Annotated in this window: 25 protein-coding genes; 12 read left to right on the forward strand and 13 right to left on the reverse strand. The window is 55.1% G+C overall.

From position 1 onward, the window contains the following. Positions 1–8: 8 nt before the first annotated feature. Together NR302_RS13915 and NR302_RS13920 are read right to left on the reverse strand one after the other, a co-directional pair. Positions 9–617 carry a DsrE family protein gene (locus NR302_RS13915; protein WP_008108337.1) on the reverse strand — a complete coding sequence of 203 codons (609 nt, stop codon included), beginning with the start codon at positions 615–617 and terminating at the stop codon, positions 9–11. Between the two features lie 23 nt (positions 618–640). Beyond that, on the reverse strand, positions 641–1,246 hold the full coding sequence (locus NR302_RS13920) for a DsrE family protein (RefSeq protein WP_008108336.1): 606 nt from the start codon (positions 1,244–1,246) through the stop codon (positions 641–643). Positions 1,247–1,887: 641 nt separating this feature from the next. Between NR302_RS13920 and NR302_RS13925 the strand changes: the two genes are divergently transcribed. Further along, on the forward strand, positions 1,888–3,351 hold the full coding sequence (locus tag NR302_RS13925) for a M48 family metallopeptidase (protein WP_258143740.1): 1,464 nt from the start codon (positions 1,888–1,890) through the stop codon (positions 3,349–3,351). A gap of 4 nt (positions 3,352–3,355) precedes the next feature. Further along, positions 3,356–3,703, forward strand: coding sequence for an arsenate reductase (glutaredoxin) (gene arsC / locus NR302_RS13930; RefSeq protein WP_258143741.1), 348 nt, complete (start codon positions 3,356–3,358; stop codon positions 3,701–3,703). On the opposite strand, the gene hda is transcribed toward arsC, so the two are convergent. The 3 genes from hda to upp form a co-directional block, all read right to left on the reverse strand. Further along, positions 3,700–4,401: a DnaA inactivator Hda gene (hda, locus tag NR302_RS13935; RefSeq protein ID WP_036649513.1), complete on the reverse strand. Its 702-nt coding sequence runs from the start codon at positions 4,399–4,401 to the stop codon at positions 3,700–3,702. The two genes, arsC and hda, sit on opposite strands and share 4 nt — an antisense overlap. Before the next feature lie 93 nt (positions 4,402–4,494). Next, entirely contained in the window at positions 4,495–5,778 is a 1,284-nt protein-coding gene (gene uraA, locus NR302_RS13940) for a uracil permease (protein ID WP_154181602.1), read from the reverse strand. Positions 5,779–5,968: 190 nt separating this feature from the next. Further along, positions 5,969–6,595, reverse strand: coding sequence for a uracil phosphoribosyltransferase (gene upp, locus NR302_RS13945; protein WP_008108331.1), 627 nt, complete (start codon positions 6,593–6,595; stop codon positions 5,969–5,971). A gap of 230 nt (positions 6,596–6,825) precedes the next feature. Between upp and purM the strand changes: the two genes are divergently transcribed. Further along, positions 6,826–7,866, forward strand: a complete 1,041-nt coding sequence (gene purM, locus NR302_RS13950; RefSeq protein ID WP_258143742.1) for a phosphoribosylformylglycinamidine cyclo-ligase — start codon at positions 6,826–6,828, stop codon at positions 7,864–7,866. Beyond that, positions 7,863–8,501, forward strand: a complete 639-nt coding sequence (gene purN / locus NR302_RS13955) for a phosphoribosylglycinamide formyltransferase (protein WP_258143743.1) — start codon at positions 7,863–7,865, stop codon at positions 8,499–8,501. Before purM ends, purN begins: the two co-directional genes overlap by 4 nt. 44 nt (positions 8,502–8,545) lie before the next feature. Here the strand turns inward: purN and pstB are convergent, their stop codons facing one another. The 3 genes from pstB to NR302_RS13970 are packed head-to-tail and all read right to left on the reverse strand — an operon-like array spanning position 8,546 to position 13,013. After that, on the reverse strand, positions 8,546–9,313 hold the full coding sequence (gene pstB / locus NR302_RS13960) for a phosphate ABC transporter ATP-binding protein PstB (RefSeq protein WP_258143744.1): 768 nt from the start codon (positions 9,311–9,313) through the stop codon (positions 8,546–8,548). A gap of 11 nt (positions 9,314–9,324) precedes the next feature. Continuing rightward, a complete protein-coding gene (pstA, locus tag NR302_RS13965) occupies positions 9,325–10,923 on the reverse strand; it encodes a phosphate ABC transporter permease PstA (protein WP_154190480.1) in 1,599 nt (532 codons plus the stop codon). Next, positions 10,920–13,013: an ABC transporter permease subunit gene (locus tag NR302_RS13970; protein ID WP_258143745.1), complete on the reverse strand. Its 2,094-nt coding sequence runs from the start codon at positions 13,011–13,013 to the stop codon at positions 10,920–10,922. Before NR302_RS13970 ends, pstA begins: the two co-directional genes overlap by 4 nt. 182 nt (positions 13,014–13,195) lie before the next feature. On the opposite strand from NR302_RS13970, the gene ppk1 reads away from it, so the two are divergent. From ppk1 to mgtE, 5 genes are all read left to right on the forward strand, one after another. After that, positions 13,196–15,256 carry a polyphosphate kinase 1 gene (ppk1, locus tag NR302_RS13975; protein WP_008108325.1) on the forward strand — a complete coding sequence of 687 codons (2,061 nt, stop codon included), beginning with the start codon at positions 13,196–13,198 and terminating at the stop codon, positions 15,254–15,256. A 5-nt stretch (positions 15,257–15,261) separates the two neighbouring features. Continuing rightward, on the forward strand, positions 15,262–16,788 hold the full coding sequence (ppx, locus tag NR302_RS13980; protein WP_008108324.1) for an exopolyphosphatase: 1,527 nt from the start codon (positions 15,262–15,264) through the stop codon (positions 16,786–16,788). A gap of 27 nt (positions 16,789–16,815) precedes the next feature. Continuing rightward, positions 16,816–17,415, forward strand: coding sequence for a tellurite resistance methyltransferase TehB (gene tehB, locus NR302_RS13985; RefSeq protein ID WP_258143746.1), 600 nt, complete (start codon positions 16,816–16,818; stop codon positions 17,413–17,415). A gap of 154 nt (positions 17,416–17,569) precedes the next feature. Beyond that, a complete protein-coding gene (locus tag NR302_RS13990) occupies positions 17,570–17,755 on the forward strand; it encodes a YfgG family protein (protein ID WP_008108322.1) in 186 nt (61 codons plus the stop codon). A 121-nt stretch (positions 17,756–17,876) separates the two neighbouring features. Next, entirely contained in the window at positions 17,877–19,310 is a 1,434-nt protein-coding gene (gene mgtE, locus NR302_RS13995; RefSeq protein WP_258143747.1) for a magnesium transporter, read from the forward strand. Here the strand turns inward: mgtE and NR302_RS14000 are convergent. Continuing rightward, positions 19,307–19,807, reverse strand: a complete 501-nt coding sequence (locus NR302_RS14000) for an AlpA family transcriptional regulator (protein WP_258143748.1) — start codon at positions 19,805–19,807, stop codon at positions 19,307–19,309. The genes mgtE and NR302_RS14000 overlap by 4 nt on opposite strands. A gap of 13 nt (positions 19,808–19,820) precedes the next feature. Beyond that, positions 19,821–20,078, reverse strand: a complete 258-nt coding sequence (locus tag NR302_RS14005; RefSeq protein WP_258143749.1) for a hypothetical protein — start codon at positions 20,076–20,078, stop codon at positions 19,821–19,823. Positions 20,079–20,091: 13 nt separating this feature from the next. Between NR302_RS14005 and NR302_RS14010 the strand changes: the two genes are divergently transcribed. Both NR302_RS14010 and NR302_RS14015 read left to right on the forward strand, forming a co-directional pair. Beyond that, entirely contained in the window at positions 20,092–20,247 is a 156-nt protein-coding gene (locus NR302_RS14010; protein WP_258143750.1) for a hypothetical protein, read from the forward strand. Positions 20,248–20,294: 47 nt separating this feature from the next. Further along, positions 20,295–20,474 carry a hypothetical protein gene (locus tag NR302_RS14015; protein ID WP_008108319.1) on the forward strand — a complete coding sequence of 60 codons (180 nt, stop codon included), beginning with the start codon at positions 20,295–20,297 and terminating at the stop codon, positions 20,472–20,474. Positions 20,475–20,592: 118 nt separating this feature from the next. Here NR302_RS14015 and NR302_RS14020 read toward each other — a convergent pair whose 3' ends face one another. The 3 genes from NR302_RS14020 to guaB all read right to left on the reverse strand — a co-directional run bounded on the left by NR302_RS14020 (position 20,593) and on the right by guaB (position 24,658). Further along, positions 20,593–21,369 carry a DUF3750 domain-containing protein gene (locus NR302_RS14020; protein ID WP_008108318.1) on the reverse strand — a complete coding sequence of 259 codons (777 nt, stop codon included), beginning with the start codon at positions 21,367–21,369 and terminating at the stop codon, positions 20,593–20,595. A gap of 169 nt (positions 21,370–21,538) precedes the next feature. Then, positions 21,539–23,119: a glutamine-hydrolyzing GMP synthase gene (gene guaA / locus NR302_RS14025; protein ID WP_008108317.1), complete on the reverse strand. Its 1,581-nt coding sequence runs from the start codon at positions 23,117–23,119 to the stop codon at positions 21,539–21,541. 72 nt (positions 23,120–23,191) lie between these two features. Continuing rightward, complete coding sequence (gene guaB, locus NR302_RS14030; RefSeq protein WP_008108316.1) at positions 23,192–24,658, reverse strand: IMP dehydrogenase; 1,467 nt, start codon at positions 24,656–24,658, stop codon at positions 23,192–23,194. Positions 24,659–24,827: 169 nt separating this feature from the next. Between guaB and xseA the strand changes: the two genes are divergently transcribed. Then, entirely contained in the window at positions 24,828–26,201 is a 1,374-nt protein-coding gene (xseA, locus tag NR302_RS14035; protein ID WP_179449887.1) for an exodeoxyribonuclease VII large subunit, read from the forward strand. The last annotated feature ends 50 nt before the right edge of the window (positions 26,202–26,251 follow it).

Consider the following 26,251-nt stretch of genomic DNA (forward strand, 5'->3'; position numbering starts at 1 on the left):
GGCAGGAATTACAACATCAGGAAGGCATAACCTTCGTTTTGCAGCGACGCCACGGTGGTGCCGCTCGACAGCGTGTGGGTGACGCGCGTATCAATCCAGTCACGTTCCAGCTGATGGAAAGCCACCGACTGATCGCAAATGGTCACCTTCACGCCGGCTTTTCTCAGCTCATCAATGAGCTTGAGATTCGGGTTATCAGTGCCGTACGCTTTGCGGAACTGATCGTTGTTCAGCGCGGCAGGAACCGCATCGCTGTTGATCGACACCACAAACTTCAGCTGATCGAGCGGTACACCCGCCGCGTAATAGAGGTTGGTGACGCGCGCCACGCGCTCCAGCCCAAGGTTGGCCTGATGAATATCCCCTTCATTACGGTTGATCTGGAAGACGATTTTATTGCTCAATCCCGGCGTGGTGGCAGGATTGTAGTCGGGCACACTCACATAATGGATTTTGCCGTAGCCGTCGATCGCCGGCGTGCTCCAGAAGTCAGCCGGTTCGGTTTTCTTGTCGGCAAATTTATCGCTGACCTTGTCGACCAAATCGGGCAGTTGTAATACATTGCCGCCGACAAAACCTGCCAGGGCCGCAATAACGATATAGGATGCTGGACGCATTTCACTTCTCCTGTGCCTGAGATTTACATCTGTAAGAGTGCATAACCCTGATTTTCCAGCGTCGACACGGTGGTCGGGCTGGAGAGTGCATGAATCACCGATGGGTCAATCCACTCTTTCGGGAAGTGATGGAACGCCACCGACTGATCGCACACTGAAACTTTCACGCCCAACTTATTCAGCGCGCCAATCAGCGCCAGATTAGGGTTGTCCGCTTTGTAGAACTGCTGGAAATGCGCGTTATCCAGCATCGCAGGCGTGGCATCACCGGTAACGGACACCACAAAGTGCAGGTCGTCGGCCGGTACGCCCGAAGCGATATAGAGATTCACCACGCGCGCGACACGTTCAAGACCAAGATTTGGCCGCGTCATCTCTCCTTCACTTTTGGTGATTTGAAACACCACTTTGTTGCTTAAACCCACCACCGGTTTAAAGGCGGCATCCGGCTCGTAATGGATTTTGCCGTAGCCGTCGACGGCCGGCGTGCTCCAGAAACCGTCGGGATCGGTAGGTTCGGCAGAAAAATGGCTGACAACACGCTGATATAAGTCATCACCTTTGCTCACGGTGGCGCCAACAAAGCCACCGACAATCGCGATAAGGGCGTATGAGACTACAGAACGCATAAAAACTCTCCGGCATGCACTGCGCGTCAATTCACAGTCCGTTTGAATAAAGTGCTTTATCTATACCACAGCGTGAGCATGGCAAAAGTCCTGTAGTGACGGGCTGTCCGGCTGAATGGTTGCGTGCAAAATAATTAGCAGGGTTAATTGAAAAAGGCTTTCGATTGACGCTTTGCCAGGAGTTGAGAAAAGAGTGGCCGTGAAATTGTGACCATAATCCAGAAAGGATAAGTTTACGTGCGTTTAAAATCTGTCCAATAATTACTGTGCAAAATGCCCTTAACACCATAATCACGATTAAAATCACTGATGGATAAAGCGGGCCAACAGCGCTGATTTGCCTCTTCTTTTCAGAGTAAACCTGGAAAAGTTCATGCCAGGCTCAATAATTTTGAGTAACTTTACGTAACTTTAACTTTTTCCGGTTAAGAAGCCTGTTTATCTCGCTGCAGCCTATTCAATTTTTTGCTGCAATTTCGTCGCGCTGTAACCATTTTTTTCATTTAAAACCCATCAAGCTTCGTCGTTTGCTTGTTGTCTCAGTCTGGTTAAGATAGAGCGCGTTACGCAAATGGAAAATAGTGCAGAACATTTGAACCACTTACCTGTCCAATTTCGGGTGACTTTTACAGGATCAAGGCATGTTTAACCGGTTGAAAAAATCATTGCTGGCGGCCCTTATTCCTACGCTGCTGCTGACGCCTGCGCTGAGTGTGCGCGCTGACGTCAGTGATACGCTGCCCGACATGGGCACCACAGCAGGTTCAACGCTCTCTATTAATCAGGAACTGCAGATGGGCGACTTCTACGTACGCCAGCTGCGCGCCAGTGCGCCTCTGATTAACGATCCGTTGTTGAATCAATACATTAATGAGCTCGGTCAGCGTCTGGTGGCGCATGCCAACTCGGTACGCACACCGTTCCACTTCTTTTTGATCCAGAACGATGAACTCAACGCCTTCGCCTTCTTTGGTGGCAACGTGGTGCTGCATTCGTCGCTGTTCCGCTACACCGATAACGAAAGCCAGCTGGCGTCGGTGATGGCGCACGAAATCTCGCACGTCACGCAGCGCCATCTGGCGCGCGCCATGGAAGAGCAGCGACGCAATGCGCCGCTGACCTGGGTGGGCGCATTGGGGTCGATTCTGCTGGCGATGGCCAGTCCGCAAGCGGGCATGGCGGCCTTAACCGGTACGCTGGCGGGCGCGCAGCAAGGCATTATCAGCTTTACCCAGGGCAACGAACAGGAAGCCGACCGCATTGGTATTCAGGTGCTGCAGCGCGCCGGCTTCGATCCGCAAGCAATGCCGACTTTCCTGCAGAAGCTGGCGGATCAGAGCCGCTTCTCCTCCAAGCCACCGGAAATTTTGCTGACGCATCCGTTACCCGACAGCCGACTGGCCGATGCGCGTAACCGCGCCAACCAGATGCGTCCGGTGGTGGTGCAGTCGTCGCAGGATTTCTACATGGCGAAAGTGCGTTCGCTCGGCATGTACGCTACTGGCCGCAATCAGCTGACCGATGACCTGTTGAATGAATACGCCAAAGGCAACGTGCGCGAGCAGCAGGCGGCGCAGTACGGCAAAGCGGTGCAGTTCCTGCAGGCTAAAAACTTTGATAGCGCCAAACGCGTGATCGCTCCGCTGCTGGCGAAGCAGCCGGATAACGTCTGGTTCCTCGATATCATGACCGACATCGACATCGGCCTGAATCAGCCGCAGCAGGCGATTGCCATGTTGACCAGCTCCAAAGGCAGCAGCACCAATCCGGTACTGCAACTGAACCTGGCTAACGCCTATGTCGAAGCGAAACAGCCAGCCAACGCCAGCCGCATCCTCAATCGCTACACCTTTGCCCATCCAGACGATGTGAACGCCTTTGATCTGCTGGCGCAGGCTTCGGCGGCGCAGGGTTTACGGGATGAAGAACTTTCAGCGCGCGCTGAAGGTTTGGCGCTGAATGGCCAGCTTGATCAGGCGATCTCCACCTTAAGCAGCGCCAGCGCGCAGGTGCCGCTCGGCAGCCTGAAACAGGCGCGTTATGACGCACGTATCGATCAGTTCCGTGAATTGCAGAAGCGTTTTAAGGTTTATCAAAAAGGATAAGAAGATGGTCAGCATTTATCACAACCCGCGCTGCAGCAAAAGCCGCGAGACGCTTGCGCTGTTGCAGGAGAAAGGTATTGAGCCCGAAGTGGTGCTCTATCTTGAGACGCCGCCCGATGTGCCAACGCTACAGCGCCTGCTGCAACAGCTCGGCATGCACAGCGCACGCGAACTGATGCGCCGCAAAGAGGATCTGTATATAGAGCTGGCTTTAGCGAATAGCGAGTTAAGCGAGGATCAGCTGCTGCAGGCGATGGTGGAACATCCGAAACTGATCGAACGCCCAATCGTGATTAATGGCGAACAGGCGCGTATTGGCCGTCCACCTGAAGCGGTGCTGGAGATTCTCTAAAGCTCCAGCGCTTCTTTAACAAAGGGAATGGTAAGTTTGCGTTGGGCGCTGATGGAGGCGCGATCGAGACGATCCAGCGTATCAAACAGCGTGCGCATCTCACGGTCGAGGCGTTTCAGCAGGAAGCGCCCGACATCTTCCGGCAACTCAAAACCACGCAGTCCAGCGCGCAGCTGCATCGCCTGTAATTTGTCATCATCCGAGAGCGGCTGCAAACGGTAAATCTGCCCCCAATCGAGGCGTGAAGCCAAATCCGGTAAGCCGAGATTCAGCTGACGCGGCGGTCGATCGCCGGTAATCAGCAAACGCGTTTTACCGATTTCCAGAATGCGGTTGTAGAGATCAAAGATCGCCATTTCCCACTCCGGATCGCCTGCGATGCACTCGATATTATCGATACACACCAGCGCCAGATTCTCCATCCCTTCCAGTACTTCCGGTACAAACCACGTGCGCTTATCCAGCGGCACATAGCCCACCGCTTCGCCGCGCGCCGAGAGTTCCGCACAGGCTGCGTGCAGCAGATGACTGCGGCCACCGCCTTCGCGCGACCAGAAATAGAGATAGCTACCGTGTTGCTGAGAGAGTGCGCCTTGCAGCGCCGCCAGCAGAGACGTGTTTTCCCCCGGCCAGAAACTGGCGAAGGTTTCATCATCGGGTAAATAGAGTGGCAATGAGAGCTGTGCCGGCGTGTTCAGAAGTACCTCAACGGATGAGCGGGCAGAAAACCGCGCAAGTTTATCACGATCTTTGCCGGAGATGAACCGGGCTTCCCTGCCCGGCTTGCAGCCTTAACTTTCGCGCTTCTCTTCAGCGTCCAGCACCACTTCTTCCGGACGTAATACGCTGATTAAACGGAAGATCAAAGCCAGGCCGACACCAACGATGGTCGCCAGCGCCATGCCTTTCAGCTCGGCCGCGCCGATATGCACTTTGGCACCGCTCACACCGATGATCAGGATCACCGAGGTCAGGATCAGGTTCTGCGCTTTGTTGTAATCCACTTTAGATTCGATCAGCACACGAATACCGGACGCGCCGATCACGCCGTAGAGCAGCAGCGATACGCCGCCCATCACCGGCACGGGAACCGCCTGAATCGCCGCCGCCAGTTTGCCAACGCACGAGAGCAGAATGGCAAAGATCGCCGCGCCGCCAATTACCCAAGTGCTGTAGACGCGGGTAATCGCCATTACGCCGATGTTCTCGCCGTAAGTGGTGTTCGGCGTGGAGCCGAAGAAACCGGAGATCATGGTGGATAATCCGTTGGCGAACATCGAGCGATGCAGGCCCGGATCGCGGATCAGATCTTTCTTCACGATGTTGGCGGTGACCACTAAGTGACCTACGTGCTCGGCAATCACCACCAGCGCGGCCGGTAGAATGGTCAACATCGCCACCCACTCAAAACGCGGCGTGTAGAAGGTTGGCAGCGCAAACCACGGTGCATTTTCCACCGCGGTCCAGTCCACAATCCCCATCATGTAAGAGAGCGCATAGCCCACCAACACACCGACCAAAATCGGGATGATGGCGAGGAAACCACGGAACAGCACCGAACCAAACACGGTCACCGCCAGCGTCACCATCGAGATGATCACGGTTTTGCTGTCTGGTGATGTGCCGTCAGCGGGCAGTAAACCTGCCATATTCGCCGCCACGCCCGCCAGTTCCAGACCGATAACCGCAACAATCGCGCCCATCGCCGCCGGTGGAAACATCACATCAAGCCAGCCGGTGCCGGCTTTCTTGACGATCAGCGCCACAATGCAGAACAGCAAACCGCAGAGAATAAAACCGCCCAGCGCCACTTCGTAACCCAGCGGCAACAGCAGCAGCACCGGCGAAATAAAGGCAAAGCTTGAACCGAGATACGCCGGGATTTTGCCTTTACAGATAAACAGATAGAGCAGCGTTCCGACGCCGTTAAACAGCAACACCGTGGCCGGGTTGATGTGGAACAGAATCGGCACCAGCACGGTTGCGCCGAACATGGCGAACAGATGCTGCAGGCTGAGTGGAATGGTTTGTAAAAGCGGTGGGCGTTCGCTCACACCAATAGCGCGACGAGTCATTATTATCCCCTATCCTCTTCGTTCTTCGAACCATGGCTGCGTTGGCTGCTCTCGTTCACCCGAATCACTTACTTATGTAAGCTCATCGGGATGAACTCGTTTGCCGCCTTGCCCTGGTTCGAATAACTCGAGGATGACAATGTTGTGTTTTTGCCAAAAAAAAGCCGACTCTCTGGCCGGCTGGTTTCTTTTATTTGGTTCCGAAAATCTTGTCCCCGGCATCGCCGAGTCCAGGAATGATGTAGCCCTTCTCGTTCAATCCCTGATCGATAGATGCGGTGTAAAGCTCCACATCCGGATGCGCTTTCTCCAACGCGGCAATACCTTCAGGCGCTGCTACCAGCACCAGCACTTTAATGCTGGTACAACCGGCTTTCTTCAGCAGATCGATTGTAGCGATCATCGAACCACCGGTTGCCAGCATCGGGTCGACCACCAGCGCCAGGCGCTCTTCAATGTTCGACACCAGCTTCTGGAAATACGGTACCGGCTCCAGCGTCTCTTCATCACGATACACGCCAACCACGCTGATGCGCGCGCTTGGCACGTGCTCGAGCACACCTTCCATCATGCCGAGGCCAGCACGCAGAATCGGAACCACAGTGATTTTTTTACCTTTGATCTGATCGATTTCAACCGGACCATTCCAGCCTTCAATCGTGACGCGCTCGGTTTCCAGATCGGCGGTGGCTTCATAGGTCAGCAAGCTGCCCACTTCCGAGGCCAGCTCGCGGAAACGCTTGGTGCTGATATCATGCTCACGCATCAGGCCCAGTTTATGTTTGACCAGCGGGTGTTTGACTTCCACGATCTTCATGATTGTTCTCCCGGAATTGAGTTGAGCTAAAAAAAAATCGCCGGATTATACCGCCTTTTCGCCGCTGCGCCACATGTCATCGGTCAATAGCCTGCGTCATCTAAGGATTGGCGAAAATCTGAGGCTATGCAAAGGCAGCATGAGATGGGACTCGCAAACGTTTGCCTGCGCTGTTAGAATTGCCGCGCTTAATTTTTGCCACCAACCGCAACTCGCGTGGGGATTCCGCAGTGACCGACAAAACCTCTCTCAGCTACAAAGACGCCGGTGTTGATATCGATGCTGGTAACGATCTGGTTGACCGTATTAAAGGCGTAGTGAAAAAAACCCGCCGCCCGGAAGTCATGGGTGGATTGGGCGGATTCGGCGCGCTCTGTGCGCTGCCGCAGAAGTACCGCGAGCCTGTGCTGGTCTCCGGAACCGATGGCGTCGGCACCAAGCTGCGTCTGGCGATGGATCTCAAACGCCATGACAGCATCGGCATCGATCTGGTCGCAATGTGTGTTAACGACCTGATTGTTCAGGGTGCTGAGCCGCTGTTCTTCCTCGATTATTACGCGACCGGCAAGCTGGATGTGGATACCGCTTCATCGGTAATCACCGGCATCGCCGAAGGTTGCTTGCAGTCGGGTTGTGCGCTGGTCGGCGGTGAAACCGCTGAAATGCCAGGCATGTACCACGGCGAAGATTACGACGTGGCGGGTTTCTGCGTCGGCGTGGTGGAAAAATCAGAAATCATTGACGGTTCGAAAGTGCAGGACGGCGACGTACTGATCGCGTTGGGTTCCAGCGGCCCACACTCGAACGGTTATTCTCTGGTGCGCAAGATTCTTGAAGTCAGCCAGACCGATCCGGCCACCAAACAGCTGGATGGCAAATCACTGGCCGATCACCTGCTGGCGCCAACCCGCATCTATGTGAAAAACATCCTTAGCCTGATTGAACAGGTTGATGTGCATGCGATTTCGCATCTGACCGGCGGCGGCTTCTGGGAAAACATCCCGCGCGTTCTGCCAGACAAGACCCAGGCGGTGCTGGAAGAGAGCAGCTGGCAGTGGCCGTCTGTGTTCAGCTGGTTGCAGCAGGCGGGCAACGTTAGCCGTCACGAAATGTACCGCACCTTTAACTGCGGCGTGGGCATGGTGATTGCGCTGAGCCCGGCAGAAGCCGATAAAGCGGTACAGCTGATGACCGACGCGGGCGAAAAAGCGTGGAAAATCGGTGTGATTAAAGCGTCTGATTCTGAAGAGCGTGTGGTTATCAATCCATGAAGAAACTGGTTGTACTGATCTCCGGCAACGGAAGCAATCTTCAGTCCATCCTCGACGCCTGCGCAAGCGGGCGTATCAACGGCAGCGTCGCTGCCGTTTTCAGTAATAAAGCCAGCGCGTATGGTTTAACGCGCGCGCAGGAAGCCAACGTCCCGCCGCATGCGTTAGCCGCCAGTGATTTTGCCGACCGCGAAGCCTTTGATCGCCAGCTGATGCAGGAGATTGATGCTTACGCGCCGGATCTGGTGGTGCTGGCCGGTTATATGCGCATCCTCAGCAGCGCTTTTGTCGCGCACTATCACGATCGTCTGGTGAATATTCATCCGTCGCTGTTGCCGAAATATCCGGGCTTGCACACGCATCGTCAGGCGTTGGAAAACGGCGACGAAGAGCATGGCACTTCAGTGCACTTTGTCACTGACGAGCTGGATGGCGGACCGATTATTTTGCAGGCGCACGTGCCGGTGTTTGCTGGCGACAGCGAAGACGAAATCAGCGCGCGCGTGCAGCATCAGGAACACGCGATCTATCCGCTGGTGATCAGCTGGTTTGTTGACGGGCGTTTGCAGATGCGTGAGGGTAAAGCGTGGCTGGATGGTCAGCCGTTGCCACCTGAAGGTCATGCCAACGAATAAATGTAAGGTCGCCATTCATGGCGACCTTCATCACGTCCGCACCATCAACCAAACCGTCCCGTAATGTAATCTTCGGTACGCCGCGCTTTTGGCGAAGTGAAGATGCGATCGGTTTCGTCAAACTCAACTAATTGTCCGTTATGCATAAACGCGGTGTAATCCGACACGCGCGCCGCCTGCTGCATATTGTGCGTCACTAACACCAGCGTAAAATGCTGCTTCAACGTAGTCATCAACTCCTCGATCACCAGCGTTGAGATCGGATCAAGTGCCGAGGTGGGCTCATCCAGCAACAATACTTCCGGCTCAATGGCAATGGCACGCGCAATCACCAAACGTTGCTGCTGGCCGTTAGAGAGCGTTAAGGCGTTCTGCCCCAGCTGATCTTTCACTTCGGCCCACAAGGCCGCCGCACGCAGCGCACGCTCACAGGCTTCATTCAACACGCGACGGTCGCGCACGCCCTGCAAGCGCAGGCCGTAAACTACGTTTTCGTAAATCGATTTAGGAAACGGATTTGGCCTCTGGAACACCATGCCAATGCGGCGACGCAGCGCGGGAAGATCCTGATTCGCCTGCATCACCGCGTAGTCATCCAGCAGAATCTCGCCCTCTATGCGGCAGCGATCGATCACATCATTCATGCGATTAAAGCAGCGCAGCAGCGTCGATTTGCCGCAGCCGGAAGGACCAATCAACGCCGTTATGCGGTTTTTCGGGATCTGCAGATCAATGTTATTCAGTGCCTGGCGTTCGCCATACCACAGCGACAGATGATTAACGCGAAGGGCAATGTCGTAATCGGGCGTCATCAGAAACCTTTTTAGTGCGTCATAAGCCGGTAACGCTCACGCAGCCGATGGCGCAATGCCATCGCCAGCAAATTGAGCGACAGGATGATCACCACCAGCAGCAAAGCGGTGGCGTAAACCAGCGGTCGATCAGCATCGATGTTGGGGCTCTGGAACGCCAAATCATAGATCTGAAAACCGAGGTGCATGAATTTACGATCGAGGTGCAGATAAGGGAACACCGCATCAACCGGCAGCTCTGGCACCATTTTCACCACGCCCACCAGCATCAGCGGCGCGGTTTCTCCAGCGGCACGCGCCACCGCCAGAATCAGGCCGGTAAGCATGGCCGGTACCGCCAACGGCAGCACCACGCGCCACAGCGTTTCCGCCTGGGTTGCGCCCAGCGCCAGCGATCCCTGACGCAGATTATCCGGAATGCGCGACAATCCTTCTTCGGTGGCAACAATCACCACCGGCAGCGTCAGCAGCGCCAACGTTAGTGCGGCCCACAGCAAGCCCGGCGTACCAAAAGTGGGATTGGGTAAGGCGCTGGAAAAGAACAGCTGATCGATGGTGCCACCAATCAGCCAGACAAAGAAACCAAGGCCAAACACGCCATAAACGATCGACGGCACGCCGGCGAGATTCACCACCGCGATACGCACCAGCCGCGTTAGCGCATTGCGTCCGGCGTATTCGTGCAGCCAAACCGCAGCGATGACGCCGAGCGGCATGACGATGATCGACATCAACAGCACCATCAGCACGGTGCCAAAAATCGCCGGAAACGCCCCGCTTTCACCGCCACCGGAAGTCGGTGAATCGCTGACGAATTGCCAAATCTGGCTGAAGAAGTGCAGCGTTTTGTTGGTTAAGGTCATGGCATTCGGATACCACGCATCCACAACCTGCGCCAGCGGGATGGTGTGATCCACGCCGTTCACATCGCGTAGCACCAGCGTATCGCGCTGACTCTCTTGCTGCAGATGGGTTAACTGCTGCGCCAGCGCGTTGAAGCGGCGCTGTAACGCAGTGCGGTTGGCATCAAACTCGGACTGCACTTCCAGAGTGAAGCTGCCGTTACGCTGCTGCTCATCGGCCTGCTGCTGCAGGCTTTCCAGCTGTGCATTGAGGCGCGCCATCTTGATGCGACGGATGTTACTCGCCTGGCGCAGTTGCTCATGTACCTGCTGCAAACGCTGATGCAGCAAGGCATCGCGGCTTTGCGCGGTCATCACTTCATTATCCTGGCGCAGCTCCACCAGCCAACCATACGCATTGCCGCCGTTGCGGCGCTGTAGCACCAACACATCGACAGGACGACGGGTTTTCGCCTCGCCCTGGCTGTAAAGCACGCGGAAATCCGGCGCGGCAAAATCGCGGTTACCGGTTTTCACCACATAGCGCCACTGTTCGCCCTGCTGCTGCTTTTGCAAGGTTTCGCCCAGCACCATCACCGCGCTGCCTTCCGGCGGCTGGAACTGATATTGATCGACCGGCTGCGGCCAGAAGGCGCGCACGCCTTGCCAGCCGAGCAAACCAATCAACAAGGTAAACGCCAGCAGGCAAACCGCGACAGCTCCGGCGGTGAGCCAGCGCCAGCGATCGTTCTGTTTCATCGCCGTCATCCTTGGCCCTCATGCTGGCTGTAGCGTTGACGCAGGCGCTGACGAATCAACTCGGCGATGGTGTTGATCACCAACGTGAAGATCAACAGTATCAACGCGCTAAGGAACAGAATGCGGTAATGCGCGCTGCCCGCTGCGGCTTCGGGCATCTCAATGGCAATGTTGGCGGAGAGCGCACGCAGACCAGCAAATAAGCCGCCTTCGCTGACTGGCGTATTGCCGGTGGCCATCAGAACAATCATCGTCTCGCCGACGGCGCGGCCAAAGCCAATCATTAAGGCGGCGAAAATGCCCGCCGATGCGCCCGGTAGCACCACGCGCGTCAGGGTTTGCCACGGCGTGGCACCCAGCGCCAGTGAGCCCTGCCCGAGCGCGCCCGGCACGCTGAACAGCGCATCTTCCGATAAGGTGAAAATCAGCGGCACTAGCGCAAAACCCATCGCCAACGCGGCCACCAGCAGGTTGCGCTGTTCGTAATGCGCTAAACGCTCGCCAATTTCCGGCCACAACAGCGTTGGCAGCCACAGCGTCAGCAACGTCACCACAAGCAACACCGGCAATAACAGAATCACTTCAAAGCCGGGACGTCGCCAGCTGGCAGGCAAACGCGGACTGAGCACGCCGCACAACAGTAAGGTAGCCGCCAGCACCAGCGGTAGCAGCAACACGCCAACCAGGGCGGTGCTGATGTGCGGCGCCAGCCACACGCCAGCGATCAAACCAATCACCACGCTTGGCAGCGCGCCCATCATTTCGATCGCCGGTTTCACCCAACGGCGTAAACCTGGCGACATAAACCACGCGGTATACATCGCGGCGGCCAGCGCAAGCGGCGTGGCGAACAGCAGCGCCAGACTGGCGGCTTTCAGCGTGCCCAATACCAGCGGCATCAGGCTGAACTTGGCTTGATAGCTGTCCCCCGCCGCAGTGGACTGCCATACCCAATCGGCCTGCGGATAGTTTTCGTACCAAATTTTCTGCCACAGGTTGCGCCAGGTGAAGTCCGGCCACGGATTATCTAAAGCAAACTGCTGCCATTCCCCGGCGCGTTCAATGATCAAGGCATCACCGCGCGGCGCGAAGGCCAGCGCCTGAATGCCCGGCGCCAGCTGACGCGCTAAGATTGCGCCCTGCTGCTTGCTGGCGAACAGCTGAACCTTGCCCTGCGCATCGTAAGTGGCAAACACGCGGCGCTGCGGTTCCGGCGTGATGCCGCGCGCCTGCTGGCTGCCGTTGAAGGTGTGAATCTGTTGCAGACGCGGCCCTTTATCACTGGCGATAGCGAACCATTGCTGCACGCCCTGTGAATCCTGAATCAGCAAAGTTCGTCCACCGGCCAACATATGCAGGCTTTGCGGCGGCAGATTGAGGGTTTGCGTTTCGCGTAGCTGCGCGCCATCCGGCGTGATTTGCCACACGCGCAGTAAGCGCCCGCTGCTGGCGTAGAGTAAGGTGCCATCCGGCGACAACAGCAGATGATCGGCCTGCTGCTGCGGCAACAGGATCTGATTCACCTTTTGCTGATTTTCCAGCTTGAGCAGGCTAATGCCTGCTGCGGTTTGCGCGGCAATCAACCATTGATGGTCGTTGAGCGACGTCAGCGCCATGTTACTGACCGGGCCTTGCGGTAAGCGCAGCGGACGATCGCCGAGCGGGAAACCCCATTCGCCGCTGCCGTTGCGGATAACCGGTTGCATTAACAGCAGTTCGCCCTGCATATTGAGCAGCACGCTGCGGTTATCAAAGCTTGCGATCGCCGCATCAGGCTTGCCATTCAGCGCCAGTGCCGGTGCCGCGGGTTGACCATCGAGCGGAATAAAGCGCGCTTCGTTACGGCTAATGCGCCAGCCCAAATGGCCGTCGCTGCCCATCGCCAGCATTGGGGCTTTGTCCCACAGCTGAATATTGGTGGTGGCATGCATTCCCGGCGCGCTAAACAGCGGCAGCACCACCCAGATCAACCAGAAGAACAGCAGTAACATCAGCAGCAAAATTCCCACGCCGCAAGCTGTGACAACGCGGCGCACTAAATTATCAGTGGCGCGTCGACGACGGTCGCTAAAGTGGACGGGAATACGATTTATGCTCATGCAGGCCAGGTTACCGGTGGAAACAAGTCGCTATGTTGCCCGTAGCTGATTGATAAGACAACCTTTGACGTTGGACAAGCCTGCCATACTCTCGCCATAATGGTGACGGACACTGAGCGGTAACGCATTTTTGTGCATTTTCCGCCGGACATTCCGTCCAGCATCAGCATCTCGGAGTCAGAATGGGTCAGGATAAGCTGTATATAGAAAAAGAATTAAGCTGGTTAAGCTTCAATGAACGTGTGTTACAGGAAGCCTCGGATAAAAGTAATCCGCTGATTGAGCGCATGCGCTTTCTGGGAATTTATTCCAATAACCTCGAAGAGTTCTATAAAGTCCGCTTTGCCGATCTCAAGCGGCGGATTCTGATCAGCGAAGAGCAAGGCAAACCGACCTCTTTGCGACATCTGTTAAAGAAAATTCAGCTGCGGGTGCAGAAGTCGGATCAAGAGTTTGATGCGCTGTATAACGATCTGCTGCTGGAGATGGCGCGTAACCAGATCTTCCTGATTAACGAACGCCAGCTTTCACCGAATCAGCAAGAGTGGCTGCGCTACTACTTCAAACATCAATTACGCCAGCACGTTACGCCGATTCTGATTAACCATGACACCGATCTGATCGAATTCCTGAAAGACGATTACACCTATCTGGCGGTGGAGATCATTCGCGGCGATGATATTCGTTATGCGCTGCTGGAGATCCCGTCGGATAAAGTGCCGCGCTTTATTAACCTGCCGGCTGAGTCGCCACGTCGCCGCAAGCCAATGATTCTGTTGGATAACATCCTGCGTTACTGCCTTGACGAAATTTTCAAAGGCTTCTTCGATTACGATACGCTGAATGCCTATTCAATGAAGATGACGCGCGATGCCGAATACGATCTGGTAACAGAAATGGAATCGAGCCTGCTGGAGCTGATGTCCTCAAGCCTGAAGCAGCGTCTCAATGCCGAGCCGGTACGTTTCGTTTATCAGCGCGATATGCCGGATGCGATGGTGGAAATGCTGCGCCATAAGCTGTCGATTTCGAACTACGATTCGATTGTGCCCGGCGGCCGCTATCATAACTTTAAAGATTTCATCGGCTTCCCGAACGTTGGCAAAAGCAATCTGGAAAACCGTCCGCTACCGCAGATTCGTCACATCGGTTTTGACGGCTTCCGCAACGGTTTCGACGCCATCCGTAATCGCGATGTGCTGCTCTACTATCCGTATCACACCTTTGAGCATGTGCTGGAGTTGCTGCGACAGGCCTCGTTCGACCCGAACGTGCTGGCGATTAAGATCAACATTTATCGCGTAGCGAAAAACTCGCGCATCATGGATGCGATGATTCACGCCGCCTATAACGGTAAGAAAGTCACGGTGGTGGTGGAACTGCAGGCGCGCTTCGATGAAGAGGCCAACATCCGCTGGGCGAAACGTCTGACCGAAGCGGGCGTGCATGTGATCTTCTCCGCGCCAGGTCTGAAAATCCACGCCAAGCTGTTCCTGATTTCGCGCCGTGAAGGTGAAGAAATAGTGCGTTATGCGCATATCGGTACCGGGAACTTCAACGAAAAAACCGCGCGCATTTATACTGACTATTCATTGCTGACCGCCGATGCGCGCATCACCAATGAAGTGCGCCGCGTGTTCAACTTCATTGAGAATCCGTATCGCCCGGTGACCTTCGAGCATCTGCTGGTTTCACCGCAGAATTCGCGCGACATGCTGTATAAGTTCATTGATGCCGAGATCGCCAACGCGCAGCAAGGCAATCCTGCCGGCATTACGTTGAAGATCAACAACCTGGTGGATAATGGATTAGTTGATCGGCTGTATGCCGCCTCGTCGGCAGGCGTGAAAGTGAATCTGCTGGTGCGCGGCATGTGTTCGCTGATCCCCGATTTACCGGGCATCAGTGAAAATATTCGCATTACCAGCATCGTTGACCGCTATCTCGAGCACGACCGCGTCTATATTTTTGAGAACGGCGGCGAGAAAAAGGTGTTCCTCTCTTCCGCGGACTGGATGACGCGTAACATTGATCACCGCATTGAAGTTGCCGTGGCGATTCTTGATCCACGCGTGAAGCAACGCATTCTGGACATTATCGCCATTCTGTTTAGTGATACGGTGAAAGCCCGCATCGTCGATAAAGAGCTGAGTAATCGTTATGTGCCGCGCGGCAACCGTAAAAAGGTGCGTTCGCAGCTGGCCATTTACGACTACATCAAGAAACTGGAACAACCCGAATAACGCCTATGCCAATCTCACATAAAAGTACGCCGAAACCTCAAGAATTCGCGGCAATCGACCTCGGCTCGAACAGCTTCCATATGGTCATTGCCCGCGTGGTGGATGGCGCTTTGCAAGTGCTGGGACGCCTGAAACAGCGCGTGCATCTGGCCGATGGGCTGGATGCGCACAATCGCCTGAGCGAAGAAGCGATTGAGCGCGGGCTAAGCTGTCTGGCGTTGTTCGCCGAGCGTTTGCAGGGCTTTAGTGCCGCCAACGTGACGATCGTCGGTACGCATACGCTACGTATCGCCAGCAACGCGGAAGAGTTCTTGCAGCGCGCGGCTGAAGTGATTCCCTATCCGATTGAAGTGATTTCCGGCAACGAAGAAGCGCGTTTGATCTTCATGGGCGTGGAACACACGCAGCCGGAAAAAGGTCGCAAGCTGGTGATTGATATCGGCGGCGGTTCAACTGAACTGGTGATTGGTGAAGACTTTGAGCCGCAGTTGGTAGAAAGCCGCCGCATGGGCTGCGTCAGCTTCGCTAATCTGTTCTTCCCGAAAGGGGAAATCACGCCGGAAAACTTCCGCCGTGCGCGCCTCTCCGCTGCGCAAAAGCTGGAAACCATGGCGTGGCAATATCGTCTGCACGGCTGGCAATACGCGCTGGGCGCTTCGGGTTCCATCAAAGCGGCCTGCGAAGTGCTGCTGGCGATGGGCGAAAAAGAGAAGCTGATTACGCCCGAAACGCTGGAGTTACTGACCACCGAAGTGCTGAAGCATAAGTCATTCAATGCGCTGAGCCTGCCGGGCTTGTCGGAAGAGCGTAAAGCGGTGTTTGTGCCGGGTTTAGCGATTTTGTGTGGCGTTTTTGATGCGTTAGCGATTCGCGAACTGCGTCTTTCTGACGGCGCACTGCGTGAAGGCGTGCTGTATGAGATGGAAGGCCGTTTCCGCCATCAGGACATCCGCAGCCGCACCGCGCAAAGTCTGGCCAATCACTACGCGATTGATAGCGATCAGGCGCGCCGGGTGCTGGAAACCACCGAGAAGCTCTATTTGCAGTGGCAGGAGCAGAATCCGAAGCAAGCCAATCCACAACTGTCGGCGCTGCTGAAATGGGCCGCGCTGCTGCATGAAGTGGGATTGACCATCAATCACAGCGGCATGCAGCGCCATTCGGCCTACATCCTGCAAAACTCCAACATGCCGGGCTTTAATCAGGATCAACAGATGCTGTTGGCGACGCTGGTACGTTATCACCGCAAAGCGGTGAAGCAGGATGAAATGCCGCGTTTCACCTTGTTTAAAAAGAAACAGTTTCTGCCGATGGTATTCCTGTTGCGTCTTGGCACGCTGCTGAATAATCAGCGCCAGGCGACTACCAAACCGGATTCGCTCAAGCTCAGCACCGACGACGGCCACTGGACGCTTACCTTCCCTGCCGGCTTCCTAAGCCAGAATACGCTGGTGCAGCTGGATCTGGAGCGCGAGCAAGCTTACTGGAATGATGTCACCGGCTGGAAACTGATGCTGGAAGAAGAGGAGTAAAGCGGGCAGTTGGCCCGCAATCTGGTTATGACTACACGCCCCGATAACTATTACGCTGAAAAATACGCTCTCACGCCGACCCATTCTGAAGTGCTGGCGGCCCTGCTACATCTTGAAGTGGGGAAAGCGCTGGATTTGGGCTGCGGCCAGGGCCGCAATAGCCTGTTTCTCAATCAGCATGGCTTTGAGGTGACGGCCTGGGACAGCAACCCTGCCAGTCTGGAACGCCTGAACAGCATCATCGCGGAAGAGAATCTGCAGAACATTCACACCGAGCTGTGCGATCTCAATAGCGTGCGGTTCAACGGCGCCTATCAGTTTGTGCTGTCGACTGTGGTGATGATGTTCCTGCAACCGGCAACTATTCCGCAGCTGATTGCTGATATGCAGGCCAGCACGCGTAAATATGGCTACAACCTGATTGTGGCGGCGATGGATACCGATGATTATCCCAATACGCAAAATTTCCCATTTGCGTTCAAATCCGGTGAGCTCAGCCATTATTACCGCAACTGGCACATCGTGAAGTACAACGAAGATGTCGGTGAACTGCATCGTCGTGATGAAAACGGTAACCGTATTAAATGCCGTTTCGCCACGCTGCTGGCGCAGAAAGCCAGCTACTAAGCCCACGGCCGCCTTGCGCGGCCGTTACTTTGTCTGATATCGATCAATCCGCCGCACCTTTTTTGCTCGTTTTTCACACAGCGATTGCTTTAGCGATCTAAGTGTGACTAAATATTGCCTCCGCCCAATCGGGCAATTACAGGAACCACCCCGCGTGAACAGCGCTATCTCTGCACGAAGACGTCCCAAAACCGGTACCATGACCCGCGTTGTTTTACTGGTCAGCTTCTTAATTTTGTTTGGCCGCCTGCTTTTCATCATTCCCGGTGCCATTGAGCATCATCAGCAAAAGAAAGCCATCCCTGAACCGGTCACGCTGAGCACCAGTGATTCGCGCTAAATACTTTGCGGGTCGCCTGTCGCTGCTAAACATTGTCCTTTGAGACAATGCTGCTTTTTACGTCCTGTTACCCGCAACGCGCTACACTGTGAGCTGACTTTACAGACACAAGGAACGCGTTATGTCTGCTTCGCATTCGCAAAAATTAGCTGAAACCCGCCATCACATCCTGAACCTGCTGCTTAACGAGCATGATCTGGTTGATGTTCTGCTGGATAAATCCGTCGATCTTAATGCGGGTGAACTGCGTGATATCACCGACTGGCGTCATGAATTAGAGCGTGAGCTGCAGCAATTACACGCCGCGGATTTGGCCGACATCCTCGAAGCCTTGCCGGAAGAAGAGCGTCAGGCGCTGTGGCGTTTAGTGCCAACGGCGCAGCGCGGACACGTGCTGGTTGAGGCTTCAGAAACCGTTTGGGCCAGCCTGACGGAAGAAATGTCTGATCGCGATATTCTGCACGCCATCGAGCCGCTGGATATCGACGATCAGGTATATCTGGCGCGCTACTTGCCGCGCGATTTAACCGGGCGTCTGCTCACCACTCTTGAGCCAAGCCTGCGCGCACGGTTAATGAGCGTGATCGAACTGGATCGCGACCGCGTCGGGCAGATCATGGATTTCAACATCCTGACGGTGCGCTCTGACGTGACCTTAGCCACGGTGCAACGATATCTGCGTAAAGGCAAAAAAATGCCTGACGGCACCGATAAGATCTTTATCACCGACGAACAGAACCAACTACAAGGTGAGCTGACGCTCACGGATATTCTGCTCAACAAACCGAAGATGCTGGTCGCCGAAGTGATGAATCCGCATCCCACTACGTTTCAACTCAACGATAAAGCGGAAGACGCCGCCAGTGCATTCGAACGTTATAACCTGATCTCCGCTGCGGTAACCGATGCACAAGGCAAGCTGATTGGCCGTATCACCATTGAAGACGTGGTCGATTTGGTGAATGAAGAGAATGAAAGCAACATCCGTAAAATGGGTGGTATCAGCCAGGGCGAAGACGTGTTTGCGCCGGTGCGTAAAGCGGTGGGCAAACGCTGGGCCTGGCTGGCAGTTAACCTGTGTACTGCGTTTGTCGCTTCGCGCGTGATTGGCCTGTTTGAAGCCACCATATCGCAGCTGGTTGCGCTGGCGGCGCTGATGCCTATAGTTGCGGGCATCGGCGGCAATACCGGCAATCAAACCATCACCATGATTGTGCGCGCATTGGCGCTGCATCAGGTTGAACCGGGTAACTTCTCGTTCCTGATCATGCGTGAACTCGGCGTGGCATTAATAAACGGCCTGTTCTGGGGCGGCATTATGGGCGGCGTCACCTGGCTGATGTATGACAATCTGCAACTCGGCGGCGTGATGATGCTGGCTATGCTGCTAAATCTGCTGCTGGCCGCGCTGATGGGCGTGCTGATTCCGTTAATCATGACTAAGATGAAACGCGATCCCGCCGTTGGCTCCAGCGTGCTGATCACCGCGATCACCGATACCGGCGGATTCTTTATCTTCCTCGGTCTGGCAACGATATTTTTGCTGCATCATTAAGGCTTTAAACAGTGTGCGTAACGTTGCAGCATCTGCTGTAAATTGAGTTGCAACGTTGCGCGCGCCAGTTCACTCAATGCTGGATTGACCCGCGATGAACCGCGCTGATTTAACCACTCCAGTACATCGATTAAATGCCATAACGCTGTTTTTCCATCATGAATCGGACGCGGAAACTGCGGGCTGTGGCTTAGCATTAGCTTGCGCATATTCTGCCGCGAAACACCTATCAACTCTGCAATATCCGTCAGCCCGACTAAATCCGGCGCGGCTTCAATCAGTTCAGCCTCTGGCAATCCCTGAAAAACATCCTCTAACGCACTGCGCACCGCGTCCTGTGCAGTGCTGGCTTCGCGGCAGAACGTCATGCTTAATTTCCCCGCCACACCCGCGCCAATTAACGCATCAGTGCAACCTTGCGAACCGAGACGCTCAAGCGCTTCATCAGTGTCGATTTCATCGTTGAGCTGAAAACGCAGCGTAAACTCAAATTCCATGTTTCACTCCTCGTCACTTAATCCGCTTAGGACTTTCACTGCAGTTATCCACCACCCGCCTTAGCAATTTGGCATGCGTTTCAGGATTTTTTGGCGTGCTCCAGATGCAGGTAATACAGTAATCCCCACATCGACACTCTGCCGAGTTATCTGGGCAGTACATCTTGCCCCACGCATGGTGGCCGCCGACTGCAATTTTCCAACCTCTTGCTTCTGCATATCGCAAAACTTCTTCTACCGCTTTATGCGGATGCCGCTTCCTGTCTGACATCGCTGGTTACCTTATGCTCACCGCACTGAGTTGTCAACTGACAACCAAGAGAAACTTCGATACTATTTCAGCGGCGCATGCTGCAGAAAATAACCAGAACCGTCTCAACACGCTTTGGTTCCTTTTTGTGCTGGAAGACAGCGCACAAAATCAAGCGCACAGCGTCTGAAGTGCATATAGACTCTATTGTTATCACTGACCTGACGGAGAAGAAGCATGTTTAACGTGGATGATTTTGTGCAGTCTAAGACCGGCGGCCCAAAGATGCAGGTGCTGCGCGTGGAAGGCGATATGCTGTGGTGCGCTCGGGTTGACGATCACATCAAACGAGAAATTGAAGTCAGAGCCGATACCGTGAATCTGTATCATGAAGACGGCGATTTCGGCGTCTGTTAAAAAACGTAATGCTTGTCAGTTAAGCGTGAATCGGTCGCCATGAATGGCGACCCTACGTTTATTTGGCAGGATTTTGTAGGGTGCGCATTCATGCGCACCTGCATATATAGGCAATTTTTTATGGGTTGTCGCGCTGCACATTGTTCTGCCCGATACCGCCAATAAACGGCAAACGCAGCCTGAACGGTGTGAAATCCAGCCCCATGTTTAATCCCAGCAAGTTCACTTCCAACCCCTCTTCCGCGCCAACCGTTACGCCCAGCACACCCAGCAGGGAAAGCTGTACGCCACGACCTGACGGCGGTAAACCCACCGGATTGAGTAGCGAGCGATAATCTTTGCCGAGCGCGTTAGCCGGTAGATCCAGTTTCAACGCCGGTACCTCGCGGCCAATGTGCGCCATAAAAGTATTGCTGTTGGGTCCCGGCCAGGCGTGATAGGTCGTTGGCCACGGATAGGATTTAATTGCCGCTTCGATCTGCGGAATCATCGCTTCTGCGCTACTGCCGCGATGATCAACCAGCAGACGCGGCTTGGCGCCGTACCAGTAACCATCCGGGAGATTGCTGTTACGTCGCACTTTATCGCCGCTGCCCCAGCTAATCACTTCATAGCGGTTGTAGCGGGTTTCACCGGCGCGTTTAAAGATAATCCACGGATGCACCGCTACGGCGCCCTTCCAACCATAGGTTGGCGCAGCATAAACCTGCACGATAGCTTCAGCCGCATAACGCTGTGGATCCGGTGCGATACCGGCAGAATCCCGCCTTGCGGACGCCCAGCCACCGCGTTCAGAGGTGAGCTCACCGCTACGCGTTGCCTGCGCCAGACTCGCGCCTAATGAAAGCAAGATGATGCAAAGAAAAGAGATCAGTACGGCTTTGAAAGGCAACATCGACGGCATCCTGATGAGTAAAAATCACTCGCTATCTTGCAACGAAACGGGGAGTTTGTATTCACTAACTATGCGATTCACTTAGCCGTTTTACCTGCCATCAAAACGTTTGAAAGAAAAAGCCCGCAATTAAGCGGGCTTCGTTTTTACTCAGTAATCAAAGCAGGATTTATTCCCACTCGATCGTCGCAGGTGGTTTACCTGAAATATCATAAACCACGCGGGAAATGCCGTTCACTTCGTTGATGATGCGGTTAGAAACGCGGCCGAGGAAATCGTACGGCAGGTGCGCCCAGTGCGCGGTCATGAAGTCGATGGTTTCCACCGCACGCAGTGAAACCACCCAATCGTATTTACGACCATCGCCCATCACGCCAACAGAACGCACTGGCAGGAACACGGTGAACGCCTGGCTGACTTTGTTGTACAGGTCAGCTTTATGCAGCTCTTCGATGAAGATTGCGTCTGCACGGCGCAGCAGGTCGCAGTACTCTTTCTTCACTTCGCCCAGCACGCGCACGCCCAAACCTGGACCTGGGAACGGGTGACGATACAGCATGTCGTATGGCAAGCCGAGTTCCAGACCGATTTTACGTACTTCGTCTTTGAACAGCTCTTTCAGCGGCTCAACCAGGCCCATCTTCATCTCTTTCGGCAAACCGCCCACGTTGTGGTGCGATTTGATTACGTGCGCTTTACCGGTGGCAGAAGCCGCCGACTCGATCACGTCAGGATAGATGGTGCCCTGCGCCAGCCACTTCACGTCTTCCAGACGCAGTGCCTGCTCGTCGAATACTTCAACGAATACGCGGCCAATGATTTTACGTTTGGCTTCTGGGTCGTTCTCGCCCGCCAGCGCATCAAGGAAGCGCGCTTCAGCCGCCACGTGCACGATGTTCAGGCCGAAGTGGTCGCCAAACATGTCGAGCACCTGCTCAGCTTCATTCAGACGCAGCAAACCGTTGTCGACAAACACACAGGTCAGACGCTCACCGATGGCGCGGTGCAGCAGCATCGCGGTCACAGAGGAGTCCACACCGCCAGACAGGCCGAGGATCACTTTGTCTTCGCCAACCTGCTGACGAATACGCTCAACCGCATCTTCGATGATTTTGGCTGGTGTCCACAGCGCTTCGCAGCCGCAGATATCACGAATGAAACGCTCAAGCATGCGCAGGCCCTGACGCGTGTGCGTCACTTCCGGGTGGAACTGCACGCCGTAGAATTTCTTCTCTTCGTTTGCCATGATGGCGAACGGACAGGTTTCGGTGCTGGCAACGGTTTCGAAACCGGCTGGGATGGCGGTGACTTTGTCGCCGTGGCTCATCCACACGTCCAGCAGCGGTTTACCTGCTGCGCTAATCGCATCTTCGATGTCACGCACCAGCGCGCTCTGGGTCAGCACTTCAACCTGCGCATAACCAAATTCACGCTCGTTAGAGCCTTCTACTTTGCCGCCCAGTTGCATCGCCATGGTCTGCATGCCGTAGCAAACGCCCAACACAGGCACGCCGGCGTTAAACACGTATTCCGGGGCACGCGGGCTGTTCAGCTCGGTGGTGCTCTCCGGACCGCCAGAGAGAATGATGCCGTTCGGGTTGAACTGGCGAATTTGCTCTTCGGTGACATCCCACGCCCAGAGCTCGCAGTAAACACCCAGTTCGCGCACGCGGCGCGCAACCAGCTGCGTATACTGAGAACCAAAATCGAGGATCAAAATACGATGTTTATGAATATTTTCAGTCGTCATTGAGGCGTTTCCATTGGGATGGACTTAATAATAAAAGCGCCCGGCGGGTGCCGGGCGCTAAATTTTACGGGATTATGAACCCATGCGGTAGTTTGGTGACTCTTTGGTGATGGTCACATCATGCACGTGGCTTTCATTGATGCCCGCGCCGCTGATACGCACGAACTCCGCTTTGGTACGCAGATCGTCGATGGTTGGGCAACCGGTCAGGCCCATGCAAGAGCGCAAGCCGCCCATCTGCTGGTGCACGATCTCTTTCAGGCGGCCTTTATAGGCAACGCGACCTTCGATACCTTCCGGTACCAGTTTGTCCGCGGCGTTATCGCTCTGGAAGTAACGGTCTGAAGAACCTTTAGACATCGCGCCCAGTGAACCCATACCGCGATAAGACTTGAACGAACGGCCCTGATACAGCTCGATTTCGCCCGGAGACTCTTCGGTACCGGCCAGCATTGAGCCAACCATAACGGCCGCTGCGCCTGCTGCAATCGCTTTTGCGATATCACCAGAGAAGCGGATACCGCCATCAGCGATAACTGGAATGCCGGTGCCTTCCAGCGCGGCAACTGCATCAGAAACTGCGGTGATCTGTGGAACGCCAACGCCGGTAACGATACGTGTGGTACAGATTGAGCCAGGGCCGATACCCACTTTCACCGCGCTCACGCCTGCCTGCGCCAGCGCCAGTGCGCCCGCGCCAGTAGCGACGTTGCCGCCGATGATTTCCAGGTTCGGATATTTTGCACGGGTTTCACGAATACGCTGCAGCACGCCTTCTGAGTGACCGTGTGACGAGTCAATCAGCAGCACGTCAACACCGGCAGCAACCAGCGCATCGACGCGCTCTTCGTTGCCTGCACCAGCGCCAACAGCAGCACCCACGCGCAGACGGCCTTCCGCATCTTTACAGGCGTTAGGTTTACGTTCAGCTTTCTGGAAATCTTTAACGGTGATCATGCCCAGCAGGTGGAAGCTGTCATCAACAACCAGCGCTTTCTCAACACGTTTTTCATGCATTTTGTGCAGCACAACTTCGCGTGCTTCACCCTCTTTCACCGTTACCAGACGCTCTTTCGGGGTCATCACCGCAGAAACCGGCAAGGTCAGGTCGGTAACAAAACGCACGTCACGGCCAGTGATGATGCCCACCAGCTCGTTCTCGGTGTTCACCACCGGGTAACCGGCAAAGCCGTTACGTTCGGTCAGCTCTTTCACCGCCGCCAGCGCGGTGGTTGGCAGCACGGTTTGCGGGTCGGTAACTACGCCGCTTTCGTGTTTTTTCACCTTACGAACTTCATCCGCCTGGCGCTCAATTGACATGTTTTTGTGAATAAAGCCCAAACCACCTTCCTGCGCCAGCGCAATGGCGAGACCGGCTTCGGTCACGGTGTCCATGGCAGCAGAGAGCATTGGGATGTTCAGACGGATGTTTTTCGTCAGTTGAGTGCTGAGATCAGCGGTATTCGGTAAGACAGTGGAGTGAGCGGGAACGAGCAGAACGTCGTCAAATGTGAGGGCTTCTTTAGCGATTCTTAACATTGCAATATCTCCACCTGGGGGCGATTAAAACAGATAAAATATTGCCGCGGCATTATACAGGCCGAAACCGATTGCCTCCAGTGTTTTTTCAGAAAAAGTCTTGATCCTCAGGGCAAGCAATGTAGTATCAGTTGATTAACCCTCTGATTTAAAATTTGATCTACATCACATGTCGCTACCCCCAACCGCCAATATTTTTACTGTCAGCCGCCTGAACACCACGGTGCGCCAACTGCTGGAAAATGAGATGGGCCTGGTGTGGCTCAGTGCTGAAATTTCAAATTTCACTCAGCCCTCTTCCGGTCATTGGTACTTCACGTTGAAGGATGATGGCGCACAAGTGCGCTGCGCGATGTTCCGCAATAGTAATAGGCGCGTCACCTTCCGTCCTCAGCATGGCCAGCAAGTTTTAGTGCGCGCCAGCATCACGCTGTATGAGCCGCGCGGCGATTATCAGCTGATTATCGAAAGCATGCATCCCGCCGGTGAAGGCTTGCTGCAGCAGCAATTTGAACAGTTGAAAGCGCGTTTGGCTGCAGAAGGCTTATTTGATCAACAGTTCAAGCAGCCGCTGCCGGATCCGGCGCGTCAGGTTGGCGTGATTACCTCCGCTACCGGCGCGGCGCTGCACGACGTACTACGCGTACTGCATCGACGCGATCCCTCCTTGCCGGTGATTATTTATCCAACGGCGGTGCAAGGCGTAGATGCGCCAGCCAGCATTGTGCGTGCCATTGAGCTGGCCAACCAGCGCGATGAGTGTGACGTGCTGATCGTGGGCCGTGGCGGCGGTTCGCTGGAAGATTTATGGAGTTTCAATGACGAACGCGTGGCGCGGGCGATTTTTGCCAGCCGCTTGCCGATCGTCAGCGCCGTTGGGCATGAAACCGATGTCACCATTGCTGACTTCGTGGCGGATTTACGCGCGCCAACGCCTTCTGCTGCGGCAGAACTGGTGAGCCGTAACCAGCTCGAACTGCTGCGCCGTTTGCAGTCGCAGCAGCAGCGCATGGAAATGGCGATGGATTTCTATCTGGCACAGCAGCAGCGTCGCTTCACGCGCATCCAGCACCGTTTACAGCAGCAGCATCCGCAGCTGCGTCTGGCACGTCAGCAGACCGCGCTATTCCAGCTGCAGCGCCGTCTCGGTGAAGCGATGGACCAGCGCCTGCGGGTGGCTAATCGTCAGCAGGATCGTCTGCTGCAACGCCTCAATGCCCAGCAGCCGCAGGGACGTATTCTGCGCGCTCAGCAGCAGTTGCAGCAGTGGCACTATCGCTTACAGCAGGGCATGGAAAAGCAGCTCAATCACAATCGTCAGCGCTTTGGCACGCTGGCAGCACAACTGGAAGGCGTGAGCCCGCTGGCGACGCTGGCGCGTGGCTTCAGCGTCACTACTGACACGCAAGGTCAGGTGGTGAAGAAAACCCAGCAGCTAAGTAAAGGCGACTTGCTACGCACCCGGCTGGACGATGGCTGGGTGGAAAGCCAGGTTACCGCCCTCGAACCACAGAAATCCCGGAGCCGTAAAGCACGTTCATAGTATGAAAACTATACTTTCTGGCACATTCGTTAAAGAGCCAGGGAGATTGG

This window comes from Pantoea sp. SOD02 (assembly GCF_024707505.1).
Taxonomy (GTDB): Bacteria; Pseudomonadota; Gammaproteobacteria; order Enterobacterales; family Enterobacteriaceae; genus Pantoea; species Pantoea symbiotica.

Excerpts from the sequence above, each read along its gene's own strand:
- NR302_RS13915 (WP_008108337.1), bottom strand. The coding sequence starts at position 617 with ATGCGTCCAGCATCCTATATCGTTATTGCGGCCCTGGCAGGTTTTGTC.
- NR302_RS13920 (WP_008108336.1), bottom strand. The coding sequence starts at position 1,246 with ATGCGTTCTGTAGTCTCATACGCCCTTATCGCGATTGTCGGTGGCTTT.
- NR302_RS13925 (WP_258143740.1), top strand. The coding sequence starts at position 1,888 with ATGTTTAACCGGTTGAAAAAATCATTGCTGGCGGCCCTTATTCCTACG.
- arsC (WP_258143741.1), top strand. The coding sequence starts at position 3,356 with ATGGTCAGCATTTATCACAACCCGCGCTGCAGCAAAAGCCGCGAGACG.
- uraA (WP_154181602.1), bottom strand. The coding sequence starts at position 5,778 with ATGACTCGTCGCGCTATTGGTGTGAGCGAACGCCCACCGCTTTTACAA.
- upp (WP_008108331.1), bottom strand. The coding sequence starts at position 6,595 with ATGAAGATCGTGGAAGTCAAACACCCGCTGGTCAAACATAAACTGGGC.
- purN (WP_258143743.1), top strand. The coding sequence starts at position 7,863 with ATGAAGAAACTGGTTGTACTGATCTCCGGCAACGGAAGCAATCTTCAG.
- pstB (WP_258143744.1), bottom strand. The coding sequence starts at position 9,313 with ATGACGCCCGATTACGACATTGCCCTTCGCGTTAATCATCTGTCGCTG.
- pstA (WP_154190480.1), bottom strand. The coding sequence starts at position 10,923 with ATGACGGCGATGAAACAGAACGATCGCTGGCGCTGGCTCACCGCCGGA.
- NR302_RS13970 (WP_258143745.1), bottom strand. The coding sequence starts at position 13,013 with ATGAGCATAAATCGTATTCCCGTCCACTTTAGCGACCGTCGTCGACGC.
- ppk1 (WP_008108325.1), top strand. The coding sequence starts at position 13,196 with ATGGGTCAGGATAAGCTGTATATAGAAAAAGAATTAAGCTGGTTAAGC.
- ppx (WP_008108324.1), top strand. The coding sequence starts at position 15,262 with ATGCCAATCTCACATAAAAGTACGCCGAAACCTCAAGAATTCGCGGCA.
- tehB (WP_258143746.1), top strand. The coding sequence starts at position 16,816 with ATGACTACACGCCCCGATAACTATTACGCTGAAAAATACGCTCTCACG.
- mgtE (WP_258143747.1), top strand. The coding sequence starts at position 17,877 with ATGTCTGCTTCGCATTCGCAAAAATTAGCTGAAACCCGCCATCACATC.
- NR302_RS14000 (WP_258143748.1), bottom strand. The coding sequence starts at position 19,807 with ATGGAATTTGAGTTTACGCTGCGTTTTCAGCTCAACGATGAAATCGAC.
- NR302_RS14005 (WP_258143749.1), bottom strand. The coding sequence starts at position 20,078 with ATGTCAGACAGGAAGCGGCATCCGCATAAAGCGGTAGAAGAAGTTTTG.
- NR302_RS14010 (WP_258143750.1), top strand. The coding sequence starts at position 20,092 with ATGCTCACCGCACTGAGTTGTCAACTGACAACCAAGAGAAACTTCGAT.
- NR302_RS14015 (WP_008108319.1), top strand. The coding sequence starts at position 20,295 with ATGTTTAACGTGGATGATTTTGTGCAGTCTAAGACCGGCGGCCCAAAG.
- NR302_RS14020 (WP_008108318.1), bottom strand. The coding sequence starts at position 21,369 with ATGTTGCCTTTCAAAGCCGTACTGATCTCTTTTCTTTGCATCATCTTG.
- guaA (WP_008108317.1), bottom strand. The coding sequence starts at position 23,119 with ATGACGACTGAAAATATTCATAAACATCGTATTTTGATCCTCGATTTT.
- guaB (WP_008108316.1), bottom strand. The coding sequence starts at position 24,658 with ATGTTAAGAATCGCTAAAGAAGCCCTCACATTTGACGACGTTCTGCTC.
- xseA (WP_179449887.1), top strand. The coding sequence starts at position 24,828 with ATGTCGCTACCCCCAACCGCCAATATTTTTACTGTCAGCCGCCTGAAC.